Consider the following 18,244-nt stretch of genomic DNA (forward strand, 5'->3'; position numbering starts at 1 on the left):
CGGGCGGCGGGCGAGTCGGCGAAGACCGGCCGTACGCCCCGCAGTACCTCGTTCAGCGCGCCGCCGGGCCGGACCTCGCACAACTCGGCTGTGACCGCCGACAGTTCGGACGGCTGCTCCGGCTGGAGCGCGGGCATGAAGCCGCTGTCCGCGTCCCGCTCCTCCGGGATCCGGTCGGTGCGGCGCAGCCGCAGCACGACCGGACCCGTGGGCCGTTCGTCGCCCACCGGCAGCGGGTCGCGCAGATAGACCAGGATCGCGTCCGAGAAGGTCGGCACGGTCGCCCGGCACAGCCCCATCACGATCTCGTCCAGGTCGATACCGCGGGCGATCCGCCGGGTCGCGGCGCCCACGAAGCGCAGCCGGTCCCCGTCCCGCCGCATCGGCATGGGACCGCCCGGGGGCAGTCCCTGTCCCGTACGGCGCTCCTTGGCGGCGGTGTCGGAGACCTCGCCGCCGCCCGGCTGGGCCGGGATGCCCTCGGGTGCGGGGCGCGGACGGTGGGCGTCGGGTTCGGCGGCCGAGGGCTGGGAGTGCTCGGAGCCACCTGCGGTGTCGGGCTTCACAGGGGTACCTGCCGGGTCCTTCCCCTTGGCGCGGGACGTGCTCGTACCCGGCGCCGAGGACGGCTCACCGGTGCGTGCCTGAGCCGGTAAGGCCGGGGCACCGGACGGCCTTGGCGGCGGCGTCGAGGTACGCAGAAGCGCCCCACGGGGGTCCGTGGGGTCGGCGCCCTGTGGGCGCTCGAAGGAGGTGGGGTGCTCCGTCACGCGTGTCGAATCCGTCCGTCCGGGACCGCACGCGATACGTGCGGATCGTCCCGCCGAAATGCCGATACCCGGAATACGTGCCCCAGGAACGGAATTCCCGCGTGGTCAGAGGCTGTTCCTGTGCCGCCGGTGGACCGGCGGCCCGCAGGACCGGTGTCGCCGGTGTTGCCCTCGTACCCCTCGCTCACGTCCTGCCGCCCCTCGGTGACATCTGGTCAGTCCCGGTAGCTGCCCCGGGAGTTGTGCGGTGCCCTTGCGGAGGACGATCCTACGGTTGCGCACCGGGGGCGCATCAAGGGTCTCATGTGGACATGTGCGCGGGGGTGCGGTCCCAGTCCTCCGGAAGTGAAGGTACAGCCCAGGACGGATCCGGGCGCCAGTGCTGCCAGCCGTCCGCGAACGGCGCCCCCCACTTACGGATCACTTCCACCGCCGACCAGCCCGCTTCCCGTACCCGCTCCGCGAGTTGGGAATCCATCAGCCCGTCCCGCTGGGCCTGCGCGAACTCGTCCTCGTCACGCCACTGCCAACTCCGGTCCGGCTCCACGGTGATGTCCAGGAAGTGATCCTCGGAGTCGACCCCGCCCGCCCAACGGGCCAGCGGTTCCTCAAGGTTCACGTACCAGTTCTTGAACCGCCATCCCGGCTCCCAGAAAAGCCACACCGACCACGGCTCACCGGGCCGCGCCAGCTTCAGCACGCCCGTACCGAACCAGCGGTCCAACTGCACCGTGCGCGGCTTGGTGTACCGGGTCTCCAGCGGCTCCGCGTGCACAGACGTACCGTCCGCGAGCACCGGCTTCACACACTCGGTGCCGGGCGCCATCCAGACCGCGAGCAGCTCCTCGTCGTCGCGGACGACCGTGACGGGGCGGGCGATGTGGAAGCGCGGTCCCGCGTTCTCCCGATAGCGCCACAGGATCTGACTCCCGGGCGCCCAGAAGGCCGTAGACGTACCCGCTTCCACCGCTCTCACCGCTCCACCGTCTGCCATGAACAGATATTAGGTGCCCCGGGCATACGACGCTGCGGCGCGCGTCACGGTTCTCGCCATGGCGACAATTGGTTACGGACGCGTCATCCGCAGGACATCGAGAGCCTCGTCGAGCTGCGCGACGGTCAGGTCACCGCGCTCCACATAGCCGTTCTCCAGCACGACTTGGCGGATCGTCTTCCGCTCCGCCAGTGCCTTCTTGGCCACTTTGGCGGCCTCCTCGTACCCGATGTACTTGTTCAGCGGGGTGACGACGGACGGCGACGACTCCGCGTATTCACGCGCGCGCTCCCGGTGCGCGACGATCCCGTCGACGGTCCGGTCGGCCAGCAGCCGCGACACATTGGCGAGCAGCCTGATCGACTCCAGGACATTCTTGGCGATCACCGGCAGCATCACATTGAGCTCGAAGTTGCCTGCGGCCCCTGCGGTGGCGACGGTCGCGTCATTGCCCACGACCTGCGCGGCGACCATCAGCACGGCCTCCGGAATCACCGGATTGACCTTGCCGGGCATGATCGACGACCCCGGCTGCAGATCCGGCAGCGAGATCTCCGAGAGCCCCGTCCGCGGCCCGGACGCCATCCACCGCAGATCGTTCGCGATCTTCGTCAGCCCTACGGCGATGGTCCGCAACTGCCCGCTGGTCTCGACGATCCCGTCCCGGGCACCCTGCGCCTCGAAGTGGTCCCGCGCCTCGGTCAGCGGCAGCCCGGTGACGAGGGCGACCTCCGCGATCACGGCGGCCGAGAACCCGGGCGGGGTGTTGATCCCGGTCCCGACGGCGGTACCCCCGAGCGGCAACTCCGCCAGCCGCGGCAGCGAGGCCTCCAACCGCTCGACGCCGTACCGCACTTGGGCCGCGTACCCGCCGAACTCCTGCCCCAGCGTCACGGGCGTGGCGTCCATCAGATGGGTCCGCCCGGACTTCACCACATCGGCGAACTCGACGGACTTGCGCGACAGCGCGCCCGCGAGATGCTCCAGGGCCGGGATCAGGTCGTGGATCACGGCCCCGGTGGCCGCGATGTGAATGCTGGACGGGAAGACGTCGTTGGACGACTGCGAGGCGTTGACGTGGTCGTTCGGATGCACATCGCGCCCGAGCCGCTCGGTCGCGAGGGTCGCGATCACCTCGTTGGTGTTCATGTTGGACGAGGTGCCGGACCCCGTCTGGAACACGTCGATGGGAAAGTGCTCGTCCCACGCCCCGCCGGCGACCTCACGGGCCGCCTCCTGGATCGCCTCCGCGATGTCCTTGTCGAGCACGCCCAACTCGGCGTTCACCTTGGCGGCGGCACCCTTGATGCGGGCCAGTGCCTGGATGTGGGCGCGCTCGATGCGTTGGCCGGAGATCGGGAAGTTCTCCACGGCGCGCTGGGTCTGGGCACGCCACTTCGCGTTCGCGGGGACCTGTACCTCGCCCATGGAGTCGTGCTCGATGCGGTAGTCGCTCATACCTGTATATCGACTGGGAGGGTGGGGATGTTCCGGGGCCGGTCTGTCGAATGGTCCGGTCAGCGGGTGCGGAGCTGCTCGTCCAGCCGCCCCAGCTCGTCGAGCAGCCGACTGTCGTCCCGCCATTTGGTCAGCTGGGCGAGGGCTTCGGGGGAGATTCCGGGGACGGACTCGGCGGGGGAGTCGTCTTGGAGGAGGGCGATGCAGCGGCGCAGGGTTTGGCGGTCCAGGTCTAGGGGGGCGCCGCGGGGCACGGTACGGATGCGCGACACGTAGTCGGAGGCTTCCTTCGCGTCGCGGAGACCGAACAGGGAGGTGAAGAAGGCGGGGCCGCCGGGGGATCCGTGCGCGATGGCGCGGTTCAGGGCGCGGTGGCGGCGGAGTTCGCGGTAGAAGGGGCGGGCGAACATGTATGCGAGTGCGCAGGCCGTGATCGCAATGAGGACCTGGAGCGCCCGTGGTGAGAGCCGGACCCGTGTCAGCGCGTCGCCGATGCCGACCGCTAGACCTAGCGCCGGCAGGATCGCCATGCTCGCCAGTACTTCGCGGAGGCTGGGCCTCTTCTTCAACAGCCTGCGAACCAGATCGTTTTTGGACATGAGGACGTACGGCACGACGAGCACCACTCTCGTCACGCTGAATCGCCAGGAGGGAGAGGCCCGACGAACCGCGTAGAGGAGGCTGGGACCCCACAGGATGGTGTAGAAGGTCAGCAGTACCCAGACCGGTGCCCAGACGAGCCAGTACGTCCTTGCGAACAGCAGGCCCAGGATTCCCAGCGCCAGTACACACATAGCCCCGGTTCCGAGGGCGATGCACACTACGAGCCATCCGAGATGGATCCTTGTCACTCGGAGGCCGCCCTGTTCCAGAAACCTGTGGATCCGGCGCCGCCGTGCTCCATAGGACAGCGGCTCGCTGGCCTGGACGCACCAGAAAAGAATCCAGGAAGTGCCAAGAAACAGGCCCGAGCTCATCAGAAGGCCTGTCAGCATGTTCACCAGACGCGACGTGTCGGAAAACGCCAGGAACAACGCGCTGAACGCGCCCCAGAAAACGACCCCCTTGGGCGCCAAGTCCACGAGCCTCCGCAGCGCGACCAGATCCTCGTCCACGCGCAAGCGCCGCAGATCCCCGTCGAACGCTCGCGTCTCTGAGGGCGTTGTCTTCTTTTCCCCGAGACGCGTGACCAGCAGCCTGCGGACAGCCCTCCGCACTGTCTCCGGCACCTCGGGCAACATGGCGCAGTCCCGCAGAGCCGTCATCCGCAGCCAGTTGCTCTTGCCGGCGAACGCTGCCTCCACGTACGACTGGCGCATTCCCTCGGAGAGCAGCGGTATGCAGTCCAGGGCGAACTTACGGTCGCTAATGCTCCCGTGTTTCCACGCCCTCGCCACGAGGTCCTCGACCAGCATCCGCACGGGGGCGTGCGGCAACTCCGGCCGGCTTTGGTAGGCGGCCGTCAGCAGTTCCAGGGTGTGTACGGCCCCCGGTGACCAGGTGAATTCCTCCGCGTCGGCCCGGTCCGCCTGGTTCCGCTCGTCGGCCAAGGCCTCGCTCAGCGCCTCCAGCAGCGGGTCCGTGACCTCGGCGGTACCGTCCTGGAGCACGGTCACCGCGGTCTCGCGCCACTGCCCGCTCGTCGCCAGTTCACGGGGCGGTACGGCCGACGGGTGCTCGGCCACGTACCGGCTGGCGAAGTGCTGGAGGACGCGCCGATGGCCGAAGAACACCCTACGGCCGGACTGCTCGGCGGATCCCGCGCCGCTCTCGCTGCCCATCGGCTCTTCCGGGGAGGAGACCAGGATCCGCGACTCCTCCAGCACGCGGATCATCAGGTCGTGGGTCGCGGGATCTCCGGCGTCCCGGGTGATCTCGTCCCGGAAGGTCCGCTCGTCCACGGACAGTCCGCCCCGCGTCCTGGTGAGCTGGAACGCGAAGCGGGCGAGGAAGTCCTCGATCCGACGCTGCAGTCCACCGGCTCGACCGCTGGGCTCACGGCCGTCAAGGCCGACCGCCGACGGCAGTGCCTTGCGCAGCCGCGACGCGGCGTACTCCTCGAACAACGCGCTCGGACGGTCCGGTACGGCGTCCATCTCCCGTACGTACGTGGCGAGGAGATGCAGGCTGAGCGGATTCCGCAGCTCGGTCGCGAACCCCCGGCGCGGGTCCGTCAGCAGTGCCTGCACGCGCGCGAAATCGGGCTCCTCGAAACCGAGTCTGCGCAGGAATTCCTCCTGCTGTTCCGGATCCATGCCGAGGAGTTGGAGCCGGGTCCAGCCCGACGCGCGTGGGCCCTTGTACTCCCGTGCGGCGACCACGCACCGCCCGCCGCCCTCGACGAGTTCGATGACGGTCTGGATGTACGGTGCCACGGCGGCGTCGATCGTCGGACTGTCGAGTACGGCCGGGATCTCGTCGAAGGAGTCGAGCAGCAGGGTGACCCGTCGCTGCTGCAGGTCCTCCGTGAAGCAGTGGGCGAAGTACGTCGCGACGGCGCTGCTGCCCCGTGGTCCGGTCTGCGCCATGATGTACCGCCGCAGTACATCGGTGTTGATTTCATGAGGTTTCGCCCTGAGCTCGCGGAGGTTGACGTAGAGCGGCAGGGGCCCTTCCGGGGCGCGGCCCTCGGCGATCTCCTCCAACTGCGCCATGGCGTGCTGACGCAGCGCCACGCTCTTGCCCGCGCCCGCGCCGCCCTGGAGGAGGATGAGGTCGGTCTCGGGGTGGGCCAGTACCTGCGGCAGTGGTCTGACCGCCGAGCGCTCGCGCCACCTCAGGGGACCGCGGCGGCGACTGGTCACCGTACGGCCGTCGACGTCTTCGACGATCGCGGACAGCTCGACCAACTTGTCGTCCAGCCAGTGCATTTCGTCGAGCGTGGAGGTCAGCTTGCGCAGCAGCAGCCGCGCCAGTGACCGCCGGAAGCCCGCGGCGTCCGGAGGCGGCGGAGGGACCCCCTCGGGTGCCCCGCCGAGTGGTTGGCCGGAGCTTCCGGGAAGGTGGACGGCGCCCGCGTTGATGACGGTCTCCGCATGCCAGTTCGGCTGCTCGTAGCCCGGTTGTGCCGCGTCGGATCCCCGCATCGCACGGGGCCGATCAAAAGTGGTGGCCGCCGGCCCAGCGGGCCAGCTCGTCCACGGTGTTGCCCAGTTCGGTGGCCGCGGCGGCGGTGCCGCGCAGGGCGCGCAGCCGGTTGGCGAACCGGGTCAGCCGACCGGTGACGGCGTCGTCCGTCCCGTCGCGCGCGGCATCGGCGTCCTCCGGGTCGTCGGACTCGGCCTCGGGAGCCTCCGGGTCGTCCGAGCCCTCCGCGTCCGGTTCGGCGGCCGTACCGTCGGCGACCTCCCCCGCGCCTTCGAGGGCGTCCCCGGCGATGCCGGCGAGTTCCGCGTCGAGAGCCGCGCGTTCGGACTCCGTTACTCCCTCCAACGCCCCGATACGTGACCGCAGTTCGGCGATCGCTTCGGCGAACTCCGCCGGCCCGCTCTGCTCGGTCAGACGCAGATCGCCCGCGATGTTGAAAACCCGGCTGTTGTTGAGCTGCCAGGAGGACTGGTCGAAGGTCATGCGCGCTCCCCCGAGAGTGACAGGCCATCAGGGTAGGGCCCGGCAGGCCCCGTTGACATCACGAACAACCGCATTGCCCTGGCGGGCCCCGCCTGAGACTCCCACCCCTGCTGTCGCCAGGGGCGGGCGTCCGTCACTTGCTCAGGCCGGCCCCGGCCCCCGCACCGGAATGTGCGTGAACGCCGGCTCCGGTGCCGGGTCCTGGAAGAAGTCGTTTGGATTGTTCGTCTCACGGCAGCCCCGGCACTGTCCGCGCATGATCTCTAACCCGAGGGTGCTGGGGAATGCCCGGCTCTCCGAGATTTAGTGCCACCCCTTTGGCGACTTCTGTAGCCGCCCCTGAGCGGCACCGGACGGATATGTACAAAGCCCTGCCCGCACGCCCCGGGGGAGGACGTACGGGCAGGGGCATTTCTTGGGTGCGCCGATCAGCGTGAGGCGGGCTCTGGCGTGCTTTCCGCTCTCAACTCCGCGAGGCGACGCTGATACAGCGGGCCGACCGCATGCGCGCCCCTGGCCTCACTCGGCGTCGACTGCTCGATCAAGTGATGCGCTACGGCCTTGAGATGTGCGGACCAGACCACGACATGTTGCTGAGCGGTCCGTCCGCATTCCTGCGGCTCGCCGGGAAGGCACAGAGGGAGTTGGGGACCTAGCTTGTTCGCCGCGTGCCGAACGTAGCGCGCGATCGTGGCCCATTCCTCGTCGGTCCGTTGTACGGGGGCGTGGGTGCTCTCCCATCCCCACGGCCCGAAGTCGTCTCCGTGATCCTCCATGCTTGCACTCCTGATCATCGCAGCGGGTCAAGCCGGTGCGCCGATCGTAGCGGCGCTCTGCGCCTCCCTGGGGTCGCAGTGTGCCACGGACGGAACACACGGGCCGCACGGCCCACACATGGGCAGGAATTGAGGAGGAGTGCACGACTGCGCTCCATCCCCGAGAACGGCCCGGATATCGGCCAGCACCTCACTGATGCGTGACCCGCCCCAGATCTCGAAGAGCGGAGCATTCTTCACGTTCCCGATGTTCAGGAAGCGGCCGAGCACGCAAGGCGCAACGTCTCCTGTCGGTAAGATGGCGCATTTTTTATGTGCGCAGTGCCCACATAGGTCAGCGATTGTTGGTGCGGCCCCGCTGCTCCCCCGGCCGAACGCCCGCATGCGGTCTCCGCCGACCGTTTCGACACCGAGGCTCAGAAGATCCTGGGTTGCCTCGAAAACGCGCTGCTCCTTTCGCACCGCGACGACCCCGCCCCGAATCGGAACACCAAGTGCCAGCGCCTTTTCGATGTTGGCGCGGGTACGTTTGTGTGAGCCCCGCAGCTTGGTTACGGCGTCGTGGTCCTCGGCACTGTCCGAGTAGTACGACGTTGCGAGTCGAACGTCACACTCGACGAAGGTCTCCCATAGTAAATCCCGGATATGTGTCATGTTGGAGAACACCTCAACCGAAAGCCCAAGTCCGTAGGCGTGTTGGATGAACTTCGGAAGATCCGGGTGGAGCGTTGGCTCTCCACCGATGAACTGAACGTCGGGCACTCCCATGTCTGCAAGTTCACTGATGACGCGTAGCCAGTCCTCTGCCGTCATGGTGCCGTGCGTGCTCTTGGGCGACGAGTCCGCGTAACAGTGGGTGCAGAACTCATTGCAGAGCCCTGTGACTTCCAACCATGCGAATTGCAGGGGGTTCTCGGCAGCACTCATTGCAGGACTCCTTGCGGATTTCGAGTTCGCGCACCGAGCGCGGGGCAAGAGATGCCCTCCGGCACACAATGAACAGGAACCTTTTCTGGTTATTGCAGGTGCCGATAGGGGCAGGTCGATGGCCTCACTCGGACAGCTTCGCGGGAATGGCAGAGTGCGGCGCACGTCATGCGCCCATCGACTCCGACAGGTTCGAGTTCGGGCGCATTCTGAGTTGTCTTTTCAGCCATCAACATGTCGTCGGACCTTTCCCGTGTCTCTTTCGCTCGGGAACCATCGTCACGGCGCAGGCGAACTGGTCCTAGGTTCTTTCCTGTTGAGGCAAGAACCCGTCTCGGATGTGCTCGACCAGGGTTCTCATTTCGTCGCCGTAGACGGCTACTGCGGCGAACCTCTCGAAGGTGTCGACGTACGTCTGTACGTCCTTCGGATCGCGGGTGGTGATCTCTGAGTGGAAGGTCTCCGCGATCACTAGCCGGTCGTCGTGGAGGCTGAAGCACGTCATCGGGAAGTCCGGCATGGGTGCGTCAAGCGGCAGCACCCCGATGCTGACGTTGGGGAGACGTGACAGGGACACGATGCGGTCGAGTTGCAGTGCGAGGACCATCAGGGACGGCACGCGCCATCGAAGGACGTGCTCGCAGATGAGGAACCGAAAAGTTCGTTCGGGGTCGTGCAAGGTCTCTTGCCGTTCGATCCTGGCGGCCACCGTCCGCGCCCTGGTCTCGGCGGGCAAAGCTGGAGGCACGCTGAATACGGCTGACGCGTACTCCGGGGTCTGGAGAAGCCCCGGTACCAACTGCCCCTGAAACAGCCTGAGCATCTGCGTGCTCGCCTCGATGGCCTTGATGGTGTTCTGGTGCTTCCAGGGACCCATACGGCGGAGCAGGCGCCACGCCATGGCTTCCGTGGCCTCGGTGCGGGCCGTGGCCAGGAACTCGTCCTTCACCGCCTGAGACACCCCGAGAGCCGACAGGATCAGGTCGACGTCTTGGACTGTCGGCCGAACCTTCCCGTTCTCAATCTTGGAGAGCTTCCCAGCAGACATGGAAGCCCTACGAGCCACTACGTCACCGGTGAGTCCCGATGTTTCCCGTAGTGCCCGCAAGGCTGTTCCAAGTGAGTCGCTGGTCAGTGGTGCCGCTCCCAGTAAGTAGCGAACGGCGTGGCAGCCATCAGGGCGCTGTCACGGTAACCCTGGTACTCCGTGAGCCTGTCCGGGGGCAGAAGTTCTGCCCCCGTGAACTCTCCCTCAGCGGTGTAGTGCATGCGGTAGACGTCACGGTCGTCCACCAACCAGAAATCGTGATCAGGAAGGCCGGAAACGTTCTGCTCGGCCAGGTCGATGATCCCGATGGATTCCCCGGCCTTGATGTTGCCGGGGTACGCGGCCAGTTCGTACCGCAGATACTCAGTCAGCGGGGACCGCAGGACGTGAACGCGGGACACCTGCTTGCCCTTGTCGGTCATGGACCGCACCCAAGGGTTGTCGTCCCACTCCGGGCCCATGTCCTCACCCGCGAGGAATCGCACGATTTCCTCGCGCTCCTCATCTACGTCGTACTCGTCCAACGTCTCCAGACGGAACGCCGTCCGCTCGAAGGTCTCGAAGATGTGGCCGAACTCCTCACCGCTGAGCACTGAAGTACTCCTCAAGCACTGCGGCGGGAACGCGTACAGCCGTCTCGCCCTCGGGTAGGTCGAGTTGTGCAAGCTCCGCCGGGTCGGTCACGGCGTAGCCCTGAACCACGTAGTCCCCGCTCGCTGTCTTGGCCCACAGCGTGGGGCACGTCCCGTTCTTGCACTCCGGGTCTCCTGACAACTTCCGCAGCGGCTCAGTCATCGTGTGCCCCCCAGGTCGACAGTCCTTGTCACGTTCGATGGTTCCGAGTGGCCGCGATCAAGGTCAAGACTCTCGGCTTTCCAGAACAGGAAAGCAGCAACAACAGAGCCCCCAGCCGACGGCCAGGGGCTCTCTGAGGTGCCGTCGCCAGATCAGCCGAGGCCCGGCCCCCGCACCGGAATATGCGTGAACGTCGGCTCCGGTGCCGGATCCTGGAAGAAGTCGTTGCCCTTGTCGTCGACGACGACGAACGCCGGGAAGTCCTCGACCTCGATCTTCCAGACCGCCTCCATGCCGAGTTCCTCGTACTCGACGACCTCGACCTTCTTGATGCAGTCCTGGGCGAGCCGGGCCGCGGGCCCGCCGATCGAGCCGAGATAGAAACCGCCGTGCACGTCGCACGCGTCGGTGACCTGTTTGCTGCGGTTGCCCTTGGCGAGCATCACCTTGGAGCCGCCCGCCGCCTGGAACTGCTCGACGTAGGAGTCCATGCGACCGGCCGTGGTCGGGCCGAAGGAGCCGGACGCGTAGCCCTCGGGGGTCTTCGCCGGGCCCGCGTAGTACACCGGGTGGTCCTTCAGGTACTGCGGCATCTCCTCGCCCGCGTCCAGCCGTTCCTTGATCTTGGCGTGCGCGATGTCGCGGGCCACGACCAGCGGGCCGGAGAGCGAGAGCCGGGTCTTGACCGGGTACTTGGTCAGCTCGGCGAGGATGTCGTCCATGGGCTGGTTGAGGTCGATCCGGACGACGCCTTCTTCGGCGGAGTCCAGGTGCTCGTCCGTGGTCTCCGGCAGGAAGCGCGCCGGGTCGGTCTCCAGCTGCTCCAGGAAGACGCCCTCGGCCGTGATCTTCGCGACGGCCTGGCGGTCGGCCGAGCAGGACACGGCGATGGCGACCGGGCAGGACGCGCCGTGCCGGGGGAGGCGCACCACACGCACGTCGTGACAGAAGTACTTGCCGCCGAACTGCGCCCCGATCCCGATCCGCTGCGTCAGCTCGAAGACCTTCTGCTCCAGGTCCTTGTCCCGGAAGCCGTGGCCCAGCTCCGAACCCTCGGCCGGGATCTCGTCCAGGTAGTGCGCGGAGGCGTACTTCGCGGTCTTCAGCGCGTACTCGGCGCTCGTACCGCCGACCACGATCGCCAGGTGGTACGGCGGGCAGGCCGCCGTACCCAGCGAACGGATCTTCTCCTCCAGGAACTTCATCATGGAGCCCTCGTTGAGGACCGCCTTCGTCTCCTGGTAGAGGAAGCTCTTGTTGGCCGAGCCGCCGCCCTTCGCCATGAACAGGAACTTGTAGGCGCCGCCGTCGGTCGCGTACAGCTCGATCTGGGCGGGCAGGTTCGACCCGGTGTTCTTCTCGTCCCACATGGTCAGCGGGGCCATCTGCGAGTACCGGAGGTTGAGGTTCAGGTACGCGTCGTAGATGCCGCGGGACAGGGCCGACTCGTCGCCGCCCTCCGTGAGGACGTTCTGTCCGCGCTTGCCCATCACGATCGCCGTGCCGGTGTCCTGGCACATGGGCAGCACGCCGGCCGCCGCGATGTTCGCGTTCTTCAGGAGGTCCAGCGCCACGAACTTGTCGTTGTTCGACGCCTCGGGGTCGTCGATGATCCGGCGCAGCTGCGCGAGGTGGGCCGGCCGCAGATAGTGCTGGATGTCGTGGATCGCCTCGGCCGCCAGCTTGCGCAGCGCCTCCGGCTCGACCTTGAGGAACGTCCGCCCGTCGGCCTCGAAGGTGGAGACACCCTCGGAGGTCACCAGCCGGTACGGGGTGGTGTCCTCTCCCATGGGGAGCAGATCGGTGTACGCGAACTCAGGCATCGCAGCCCATTCCTCACTCGACAGACGGCCGCCCGCCGACACTGGCGGGCGCCCACCAGCGTAGAACCTGCCACTGACACCGAGCTTGTGAGGTAAGGCTCAGTTCGCCACGGCCTACGCCACGCCAACGTTGTCCACACCCCTAGTCGCGATCTATCGCGTTTCGGTACTCTGCTGTCGTGGACCTTCAGAAGCAGCCCGCATCCGCGCCCACGGCCCCGCAGCCCGCGCCCGCCGCCGCTCAGCTGCGCGCCTCGGACGCCGACCGTGACCGCATCGCCGACATCCTGCGCGACGCCCTGGCCGAGGGGCGGCTGACCGCCGACGAGCACGCCGAGCGGGTCGAGGGGGTGCTGAGCGCCAAGACGGTCGGTGAGCTGGAGGTCTTCATCCAGGATCTGCCGGCCGCCCATGGGCACCGGGCGACGGCCTCGTCGTACAGCCCCGCACCGAACCGCCCGACGGAGGGCGCGATCCCGGCCGAGGCCGACGGACACGTGGTGGCGGTGTTCAGCTCCGCCATGCGCAAGGGCCGCTGGCGCGCCGGCCGCCGCATGCACGCGTACGCCGTGTTCGGCAGCGTCGAGATCGACCTCAGCGAGGCGATCTTCGAGTACCAGCAGGTCGTCATCAAGGCCATCTCGGTCTTCGGCAACGTCGAGATCCGCGTCCCGGAGAACGTGTCGCTGCGCGGCACCGGCGGCGGAGTCCTCGGCAACTTCGAGGTGGACACGCTGGACTCACTGGAGCCGGACGCGCCCGTGATCTACGTCGACGGGTGGGCCGTACTCGGAAACATCGAGGCAAAACCCAAGCGCGGCAAGCTCGTTGCGGACATTCTCGATCGGGTTCAGCGCAAGGTCGACAAGAATTTGCGCAAACACCTGGACCGTTGACGGTTGTGAATCGGGACACATGTGGAGCTGATCGGTCCACGCCGGTCCGCCCCTGACATCGCGCACAAGCGCACGGAAACCAGCGGTTCGGAACTCAGTGCATAGGCGCGCGCACAGCGGGTAGGCCTTGCTGCATCGTCTCTCGCTCGCGAAGCCGTCGTCAGGAGTAGACCGTGCTGCAACCGCCGCATTCGTCCCTGCAGGTAGCTGCTGTTCCGGCCCAGCGGGTGCCTGCGCGAGACAGGGACCAAGACGCTCCATGGCACACCGAAGCGGTGTGCCGGCGCGACGAGGCCGGCCTGTTCTTCGCACCCTCCAAGGAACCCACCGCCGCCCGACTCTCCCGTGAGGACGCCGCCAAGCGCGTCTGCGCCCGCTGTCCGGTCATGGTCGAGTGCCGGGAGCACGCCCTCCTCCAACCCGAGCCCTACGGCGTCTGGGGCGGCCTCACCGCCGCCGAACGCCGCGTGGTCCTGGCCAGGCGCCGCCGTCGCGACCTGGAACTCCAGAAGGCGCGCGCGGCGGGCCGCATAGCGGCGGCAGGATGACGAAAGGCGCCCCCTCCGCACCAGGGGGCGCCTTTTCATTGCCGGGCAGGACTCCCAACCCACCAGGGGCGCCTTGTAGTCGCCGGCCAGGGCAACCCACTAAGGGGCGCGGGGAACTGCGCGACCAGCCACAGCGGACCCGCACTCGCCAATGGTCCGCAGAACCCCACTCTTAGGCGCGTTACTTGCTCTTAGGTGCGTTACTTGGCCCGGTCAAAGTCAATCGCGCTGTACGCCCGCAGCTTGCTCAACCGGTGCTCCGAGTCGATCCGCCGCACAGTCCCGGACTTCGACCGCATCACGATCGAGTCGGTCGTCGCGGTCTCCGCGCGGTACCGCACACCCCGCAGCAGTTCCCCGTCCGTGATCCCGGTCGCGACGAAGAACACGTTCTCGCCCGACACCAGGTCGTCCGTGGTCAGCACACGGTCCAGATCGTGCCCCGCGTCCAGGGCCCGCTGCCGCTCGGCGTCGTCCTTGGGCCACAACTTGCCCTGGATCACGCCCCCCAGGCACTTCACGGCACAGGCCGAGATGATGCCCTCGGGTGTGCCGCCGATGCCGAGCAGCAGGTCCACGCCGGTGCCCTCGCGCAGCGCCAGGATCGAGCCCGCGACATCGCCGTCGGAGATCAGCTTGATCCGCGCACCGGTCTCCCGGATCTCCTTGATGATGCCGTCGTGCCGCGGCCGGTCCAGCACGACGACGGTGACGTCCTCGGGCGTGACCCGCTTGGCCTTGGCGACCCGGCGGATGTTCACCGAGATCGGGGCCTCGATGTCGACGAACTCGGCGGCCTCGGGCCCGGCGACGAGCTTGTCCATGTAGAAGACGGCGGACGGGTCGAACATCGAACCGCGGTCCGCGGCGGCCAGCACGGCGATCGCGTTCGGCATGCCCTTGGCGTTGAGGGTGGTCCCGTCGATCGGGTCGACGGCGATGTCGCACTCCGGCCCGGTCCCGTCACCGACCCGCTCGCCGTTGAAGAGCATCGGCGCCTCGTCCTTCTCGCCCTCGCCGATGACGACGACGCCGTTCATCGAGACGGTGGAGACGAGGGTCCGCATGGCACGCACGGCGGCACCGTCGGCGCCGTTCTTGTCACCGCGCCCGACCCAGCGGCCCGCGGCCATCGCGGCGGCTTCGGTCACCCGGACGAGTTCCAGGGCGAGGTTGCGGTCGGGGGCCTCGGAGGGGACTTCGAGTTCGGACGGCAGATGATGATGCTCGGTCATCGGAGCGCACCTTTCTGATACGACGACGGCCGGATGAGGGTATGGCCCCGACTCTATCGCCAGGCAGACAAAATGAGCAGGGGGGCCCACGGATGAGCGGACCAGGGCACCTGCGACGATAGGGACGTGGCAGGTTCGAACGGCAAGCAGAAGACGGTCCGGGACATGATTCTCTCCCTGGGCCTGATCGGGATCGCGGCGGCGATCGTCTACATCTTCATCCCGCACAGCGACCACGCTCCGGACGTCAAGCGGGTCGACTACCGCGTGGAACTGCTCACGGCACGCCGCGCGGCGCCGTACCCGGTGGCGGCGCCGGAGGGCCTGTCCAAGACCTGGAAGGCGACCTCGGTCCGCTACGACGGCGCCGCGTTCGACGCCTGGCACCTCGGGTTCAGTGCCCCCGGTGGTCAGTACGTGCAGATAGAGCAGTCGACTCAGAAGCCGTCCGACTTCATCGACACCGCCAGCCAGGGCGGCGCCGCGACGAAGACCACCCAGAACATCGACGGCCACACCTGGACCCGCTACACCGGCGGTCGCTACGACGCCCTCGTGCTCGCGGACAAGGGCTCGACGACGGTCGTGGCGGGCACGGGCTCGTTCGCCCAACTGACCGAGATGGCGAAGGCGCTCAAGACGAAGTGAGCCTGCGACGAAGGCCCCCGGCGTGATGCCGGGGGCCTTCGTCATGTCATCAGGAGGGCCGGGCCGACTCAGACGGTGGTGACGACCTCGTCGTACTCCAGGCGCGGGGAGCGCGGGAACCAGGCGTCCTCGCCCGGCTTGCCGATGTTGATGACGACGAACGGGGTGTGGTCGCCGTCCAGGAACTCCTTCTGGACGCCCGCGAAGTCGAGACCGGTCATCGGGCCGGCGGCGAGGCCGGCGGCGCGGATGCCGATGATGAAGTACGCGGCCTGGAGGGCGGCGTTCAGCGCGGCGTTGCCCTCACGGACCGAGCGCTCGCCGAAGACGGCGTCCTTGGCCTGCGGGAAGTGCGGGAACAGGTTGGGCAGTTCCTCGTGGAACTCGTTGTCCGCGGAGAGGATCGCGACCAGCGGGGCGGCGGCGGTCTTCTTCTGGTTGCCCTCGGCGAGGTGCTTGACGAGGCGCTCGCGGGCCTCGGGGGAGCGGACCAGGGTGATGCGCAGCGGCGACTGGTTCATCGAGGTCGGGCCGTACTTGACCAGGTCGTAGATCGCCTGGACCTGCTCGTCGGTCACGGGCTCGTCGGTGAAGGTGTTCGCGGTGCGGGCCTCGCGGAACAGCAGGTCCTGGGCGGTGGGGTCAAGAACGAGAGACATACGAGAACTTCCTCGGGGCCGGGAACCGGAACCGGACCGTGGTCCGGATAGGCTGACGAGACCGACCGTACGCGATAGGAGGTTCAATGTTCAACCAAAACCGGAGCATGGTGATCCGCCTCACAGCGAACCACTGTTGCCGCTAGTCGCAGTCGCTAGCCGCCGCTACTACTCGGCGTCGCCCTCCGCGGTCTCTTCCTCCGCCAGCGCCGCGTCCAGCCGCGCCCGGGCCCCGTCCAGCCAGCGCCGGCACACCTTCGCCAGCTCCTCGCCGCGCTCCCAGAGCGCGAGCGACTCCTCCAGCGTCGTACCGCCCGCCTCCAGCCGCCGTACGACCTCGATCAGCTCGTCGCGCGCCTGCTCGTACCCGAGTGCCTCTGCCGTCCCGGCACCTTCGTCAACCTTGCTGGTCATCCGCCCACCCTATGCATCAACAGGAACTACGCCTCGACCCGAACCGTGAACTCACCCTCGGCGACCCGCGCTCGCAGCACCTCGTCCGCGGTCACCTCTTCCGGGTCCCGGACGGCGTGTCCGTCGGCCTTCTGCAGCACCGCGTACCCCCGCTTCAGGGTCGCCGCGGGGGAGAGGGCCACCACGCGCGCGTGCGTGTGGGTCAGCTCCGAGTCGGCGCGGTCGAGAAGGTGACCGAGGGTGCGCCGGCCGCGGTCGAGGAGGGCGGCGACATGATCCGCCCGCTCGTCGATCATCCGGTGCGGATCCTCTATCGACGGCCGCGCCAGCGCCTGCGCCAGCCCGCGCTCCTCCCGGTCGACGAACGCCACCACACACCGCCGCGCCCGGTCCCGCAGCTGCCGTACACGCTCGTACTCCTCACCCACGTCCGGTACGACCTTCTTCGCCGCGTCGGTGGGGGTGGAGGCGCGCAGGTCGGCCACGTAGTCCAGGAGCGGGTTGTCGGGCTCGTGCCCGATCGCGGACACCACGGGCGTACGACAGGCCGACACGGCCCGTACCAACTGCTCGTCGGAGAACGGCAGCAGGTCCTCCACGCTGCCGCCGCCCCGCGCCACGATGATCACGTCCACACCGTCGAGCGCGTCCAGCTCCTTCACCGCCTGCACCACCTGCGGCACGGCGTGCACACCCTGCACGGGCACGTTGCGCACCTCGAAACGGACGGCGGGCCAGCGGTGCCGCGCGTTCTCCAGGACATCGCGCTCGGCGGCCGAGGCACGTCCGCAGACCAGCCCGATCAGCTGCGGCAGAAAGGGCAACGGCTTCTTCCGGTCGGCCGCGAACAGCCCCTCCGCGGCCAGCGACTTCTTCAACTGCTCCAGCCGCGCGAGGAGTTCACCCACCCCCACCGGCCTTATCTCCGTGGCCCGCAACGACAACTGCCCGCGCGGCGCGTACCACTCCGGCTTCGCGAGTACGACCACCCGCGCGCCCTCGCTGACCACATCGGCGATCTCGTCGAAGACCTGCCGGAAGCAGGTCACGCTCACGGAGATGTCGTACGACGGGTCGCGCAGCGTCAGGAACACGACACCGGCACCCGGGCGCCTGGACAGCTGGGTGATCTGCCCCTCGACCCACACCGCGCCGAGCCGGTCGATCCACCCGCCGATCAGCCGGGAGACCTCACCGACGGGGAGCGGGGCGTCCGGAGCCGTGTTGAGAGCCATGCGCCCGAGAGTAACGGCCGCTTCTGACAACGCGGTCGAGGTGCGGAGCGTGTGACCGTCAACTGGTCTCCGCGTCGGCCCTGTTCCGGTTGCTCTGCACCGCGAGCACCGCCAGCCCGATCGCCAACCAGATCGCGCCCACCACCTGCGCGGTTCCGGACGCCTCCACGATCACCGCGACGGTGATCGCCGCGCCCAGCACCGGCACCAGCACGTGCCGCCACCACACCACCGGCCCGCCCCGGCGCCGTACCGCGAACCAGCCCACCACGCTCGCGTGCAGCAGCGTGAAGGCGGTCAGCGCGCCGATGTCGACGACCGACACCAGGTGGTCGAGCCCGTCGTCGCGCCGTGCCGCCCAGACCGCCGCGATCAGCGTGATGAGGGCCGCCGACAGCAGCGCGACCCGCGGTACCCCGTCCTCGGTCTACGACAGGGCCCGCGGCAG

Annotated in this window: 16 protein-coding genes and 2 pseudogenes; 3 read left to right on the plus strand and 15 right to left on the minus strand. The window is 68.1% G+C overall.

The features are described 5' to 3' along the window. From R6V09_RS22895 to R6V09_RS22940, 10 genes and pseudogenes are all read right to left on the minus strand, one after another. A pseudogene (locus R6V09_RS22895) lies at positions 1-770 on the minus strand (serine/threonine protein phosphatase); the annotation flags it as partial. 301 nt (positions 771-1,071) lie between these two features. Beyond that, positions 1,072-1,764 (minus strand): cytidylyl-2-hydroxypropylphosphonate hydrolase, encoded by a 693-nt coding sequence (gene fomD / locus R6V09_RS22900; RefSeq protein WP_317883310.1) that lies wholly within the window; start codon positions 1,762-1,764, stop codon positions 1,072-1,074. A 72-nt stretch (positions 1,765-1,836) separates the two neighbouring features. Further along, complete coding sequence (locus tag R6V09_RS22905) at positions 1,837-3,222, minus strand: class II fumarate hydratase (protein WP_317883311.1); 1,386 nt, start codon at positions 3,220-3,222, stop codon at positions 1,837-1,839. Between the two features lie 59 nt (positions 3,223-3,281). Further along, complete coding sequence (locus tag R6V09_RS22910; RefSeq protein WP_317883312.1) at positions 3,282-6,308, minus strand: NACHT domain-containing protein; 3,027 nt, start codon at positions 6,306-6,308, stop codon at positions 3,282-3,284. A 13-nt stretch (positions 6,309-6,321) separates the two neighbouring features. Beyond that, positions 6,322-6,792 (minus strand): hypothetical protein, encoded by a 471-nt coding sequence (locus tag R6V09_RS22915; protein WP_317883313.1) that lies wholly within the window; start codon positions 6,790-6,792, stop codon positions 6,322-6,324. Between the two features lie 803 nt (positions 6,793-7,595). Next, positions 7,596-8,495: a radical SAM protein gene (locus R6V09_RS22920; RefSeq protein WP_317883314.1), complete on the minus strand. Its 900-nt coding sequence runs from the start codon at positions 8,493-8,495 to the stop codon at positions 7,596-7,598. Between the two features lie 301 nt (positions 8,496-8,796). Further along, the gene (locus R6V09_RS22925) at positions 8,797-9,603 is read right to left on the minus strand and encodes a helix-turn-helix domain-containing protein (protein WP_317883315.1); all 807 of its coding nucleotides are present in this window, start codon (positions 9,601-9,603) and stop codon (positions 8,797-8,799) included. A gap of 23 nt (positions 9,604-9,626) precedes the next feature. After that, complete coding sequence (locus R6V09_RS22930; protein WP_317883316.1) at positions 9,627-10,136, minus strand: DUF6879 family protein; 510 nt, start codon at positions 10,134-10,136, stop codon at positions 9,627-9,629. Next, positions 10,123-10,338 carry a hypothetical protein gene (locus tag R6V09_RS22935; protein ID WP_317883317.1) on the minus strand — a complete coding sequence of 72 codons (216 nt, stop codon included), beginning with the start codon at positions 10,336-10,338 and terminating at the stop codon, positions 10,123-10,125. Before R6V09_RS22935 ends, R6V09_RS22930 begins: the two co-directional genes overlap by 14 nt. A gap of 152 nt (positions 10,339-10,490) precedes the next feature. Further along, entirely contained in the window at positions 10,491-12,161 is a 1,671-nt protein-coding gene (locus tag R6V09_RS22940) for a fumarate hydratase (RefSeq protein ID WP_317883318.1), read from the minus strand. 179 nt (positions 12,162-12,340) lie between these two features. On the opposite strand from R6V09_RS22940, the gene R6V09_RS22945 reads away from it, so the two are divergent. Both R6V09_RS22945 and R6V09_RS22950 read left to right on the plus strand, forming a co-directional pair. Then, positions 12,341-13,057 (plus strand): DUF1707 SHOCT-like domain-containing protein, encoded by a 717-nt coding sequence (locus R6V09_RS22945; RefSeq protein WP_317883319.1) that lies wholly within the window; start codon positions 12,341-12,343, stop codon positions 13,055-13,057. A gap of 173 nt (positions 13,058-13,230) precedes the next feature. Beyond that, on the plus strand, positions 13,231-13,605 hold the full coding sequence (locus R6V09_RS22950) for a WhiB family transcriptional regulator (RefSeq protein WP_026150672.1): 375 nt from the start codon (positions 13,231-13,233) through the stop codon (positions 13,603-13,605). 200 nt (positions 13,606-13,805) lie between these two features. On the opposite strand, the gene glpX is transcribed toward R6V09_RS22950, so the two are convergent. Further along, positions 13,806-14,840, minus strand: a complete 1,035-nt coding sequence (gene glpX / locus R6V09_RS22955; protein WP_317883320.1) for a class II fructose-bisphosphatase — start codon at positions 14,838-14,840, stop codon at positions 13,806-13,808. Positions 14,841-14,966: 126 nt separating this feature from the next. Here glpX and R6V09_RS22960 point away from each other — a divergent pair, with 126 nt between their 5' ends. Then, positions 14,967-15,488, plus strand: coding sequence for a DUF4245 domain-containing protein (locus R6V09_RS22960; protein WP_317883321.1), 522 nt, complete (start codon positions 14,967-14,969; stop codon positions 15,486-15,488). Between the two features lie 68 nt (positions 15,489-15,556). Here the strand turns inward: R6V09_RS22960 and R6V09_RS22965 are convergent, their stop codons facing one another. The 4 genes and pseudogenes from R6V09_RS22965 to R6V09_RS22980 all read right to left on the minus strand — a co-directional run. Beyond that, positions 15,557-16,147: a malonic semialdehyde reductase gene (locus R6V09_RS22965; RefSeq protein WP_317883322.1), complete on the minus strand. Its 591-nt coding sequence runs from the start codon at positions 16,145-16,147 to the stop codon at positions 15,557-15,559. A gap of 168 nt (positions 16,148-16,315) precedes the next feature. Continuing rightward, the gene (locus R6V09_RS22970; RefSeq protein ID WP_317883323.1) at positions 16,316-16,561 is read right to left on the minus strand and encodes an exodeoxyribonuclease VII small subunit; all 246 of its coding nucleotides are present in this window, start codon (positions 16,559-16,561) and stop codon (positions 16,316-16,318) included. Between the two features lie 26 nt (positions 16,562-16,587). After that, the gene (gene xseA / locus R6V09_RS22975; protein ID WP_317883324.1) at positions 16,588-17,796 is read right to left on the minus strand and encodes an exodeoxyribonuclease VII large subunit; all 1,209 of its coding nucleotides are present in this window, start codon (positions 17,794-17,796) and stop codon (positions 16,588-16,590) included. A 58-nt stretch (positions 17,797-17,854) separates the two neighbouring features. After that, positions 17,855-18,244: pseudogene (locus R6V09_RS22980) on the minus strand (amino acid permease); the annotation flags it as partial.

The sequence above is a fragment of the Streptomyces sp. W16 genome (assembly GCF_033194735.1).
Lineage (GTDB): Bacteria > Actinomycetota > Actinomycetes > Streptomycetales > Streptomycetaceae > Streptomyces.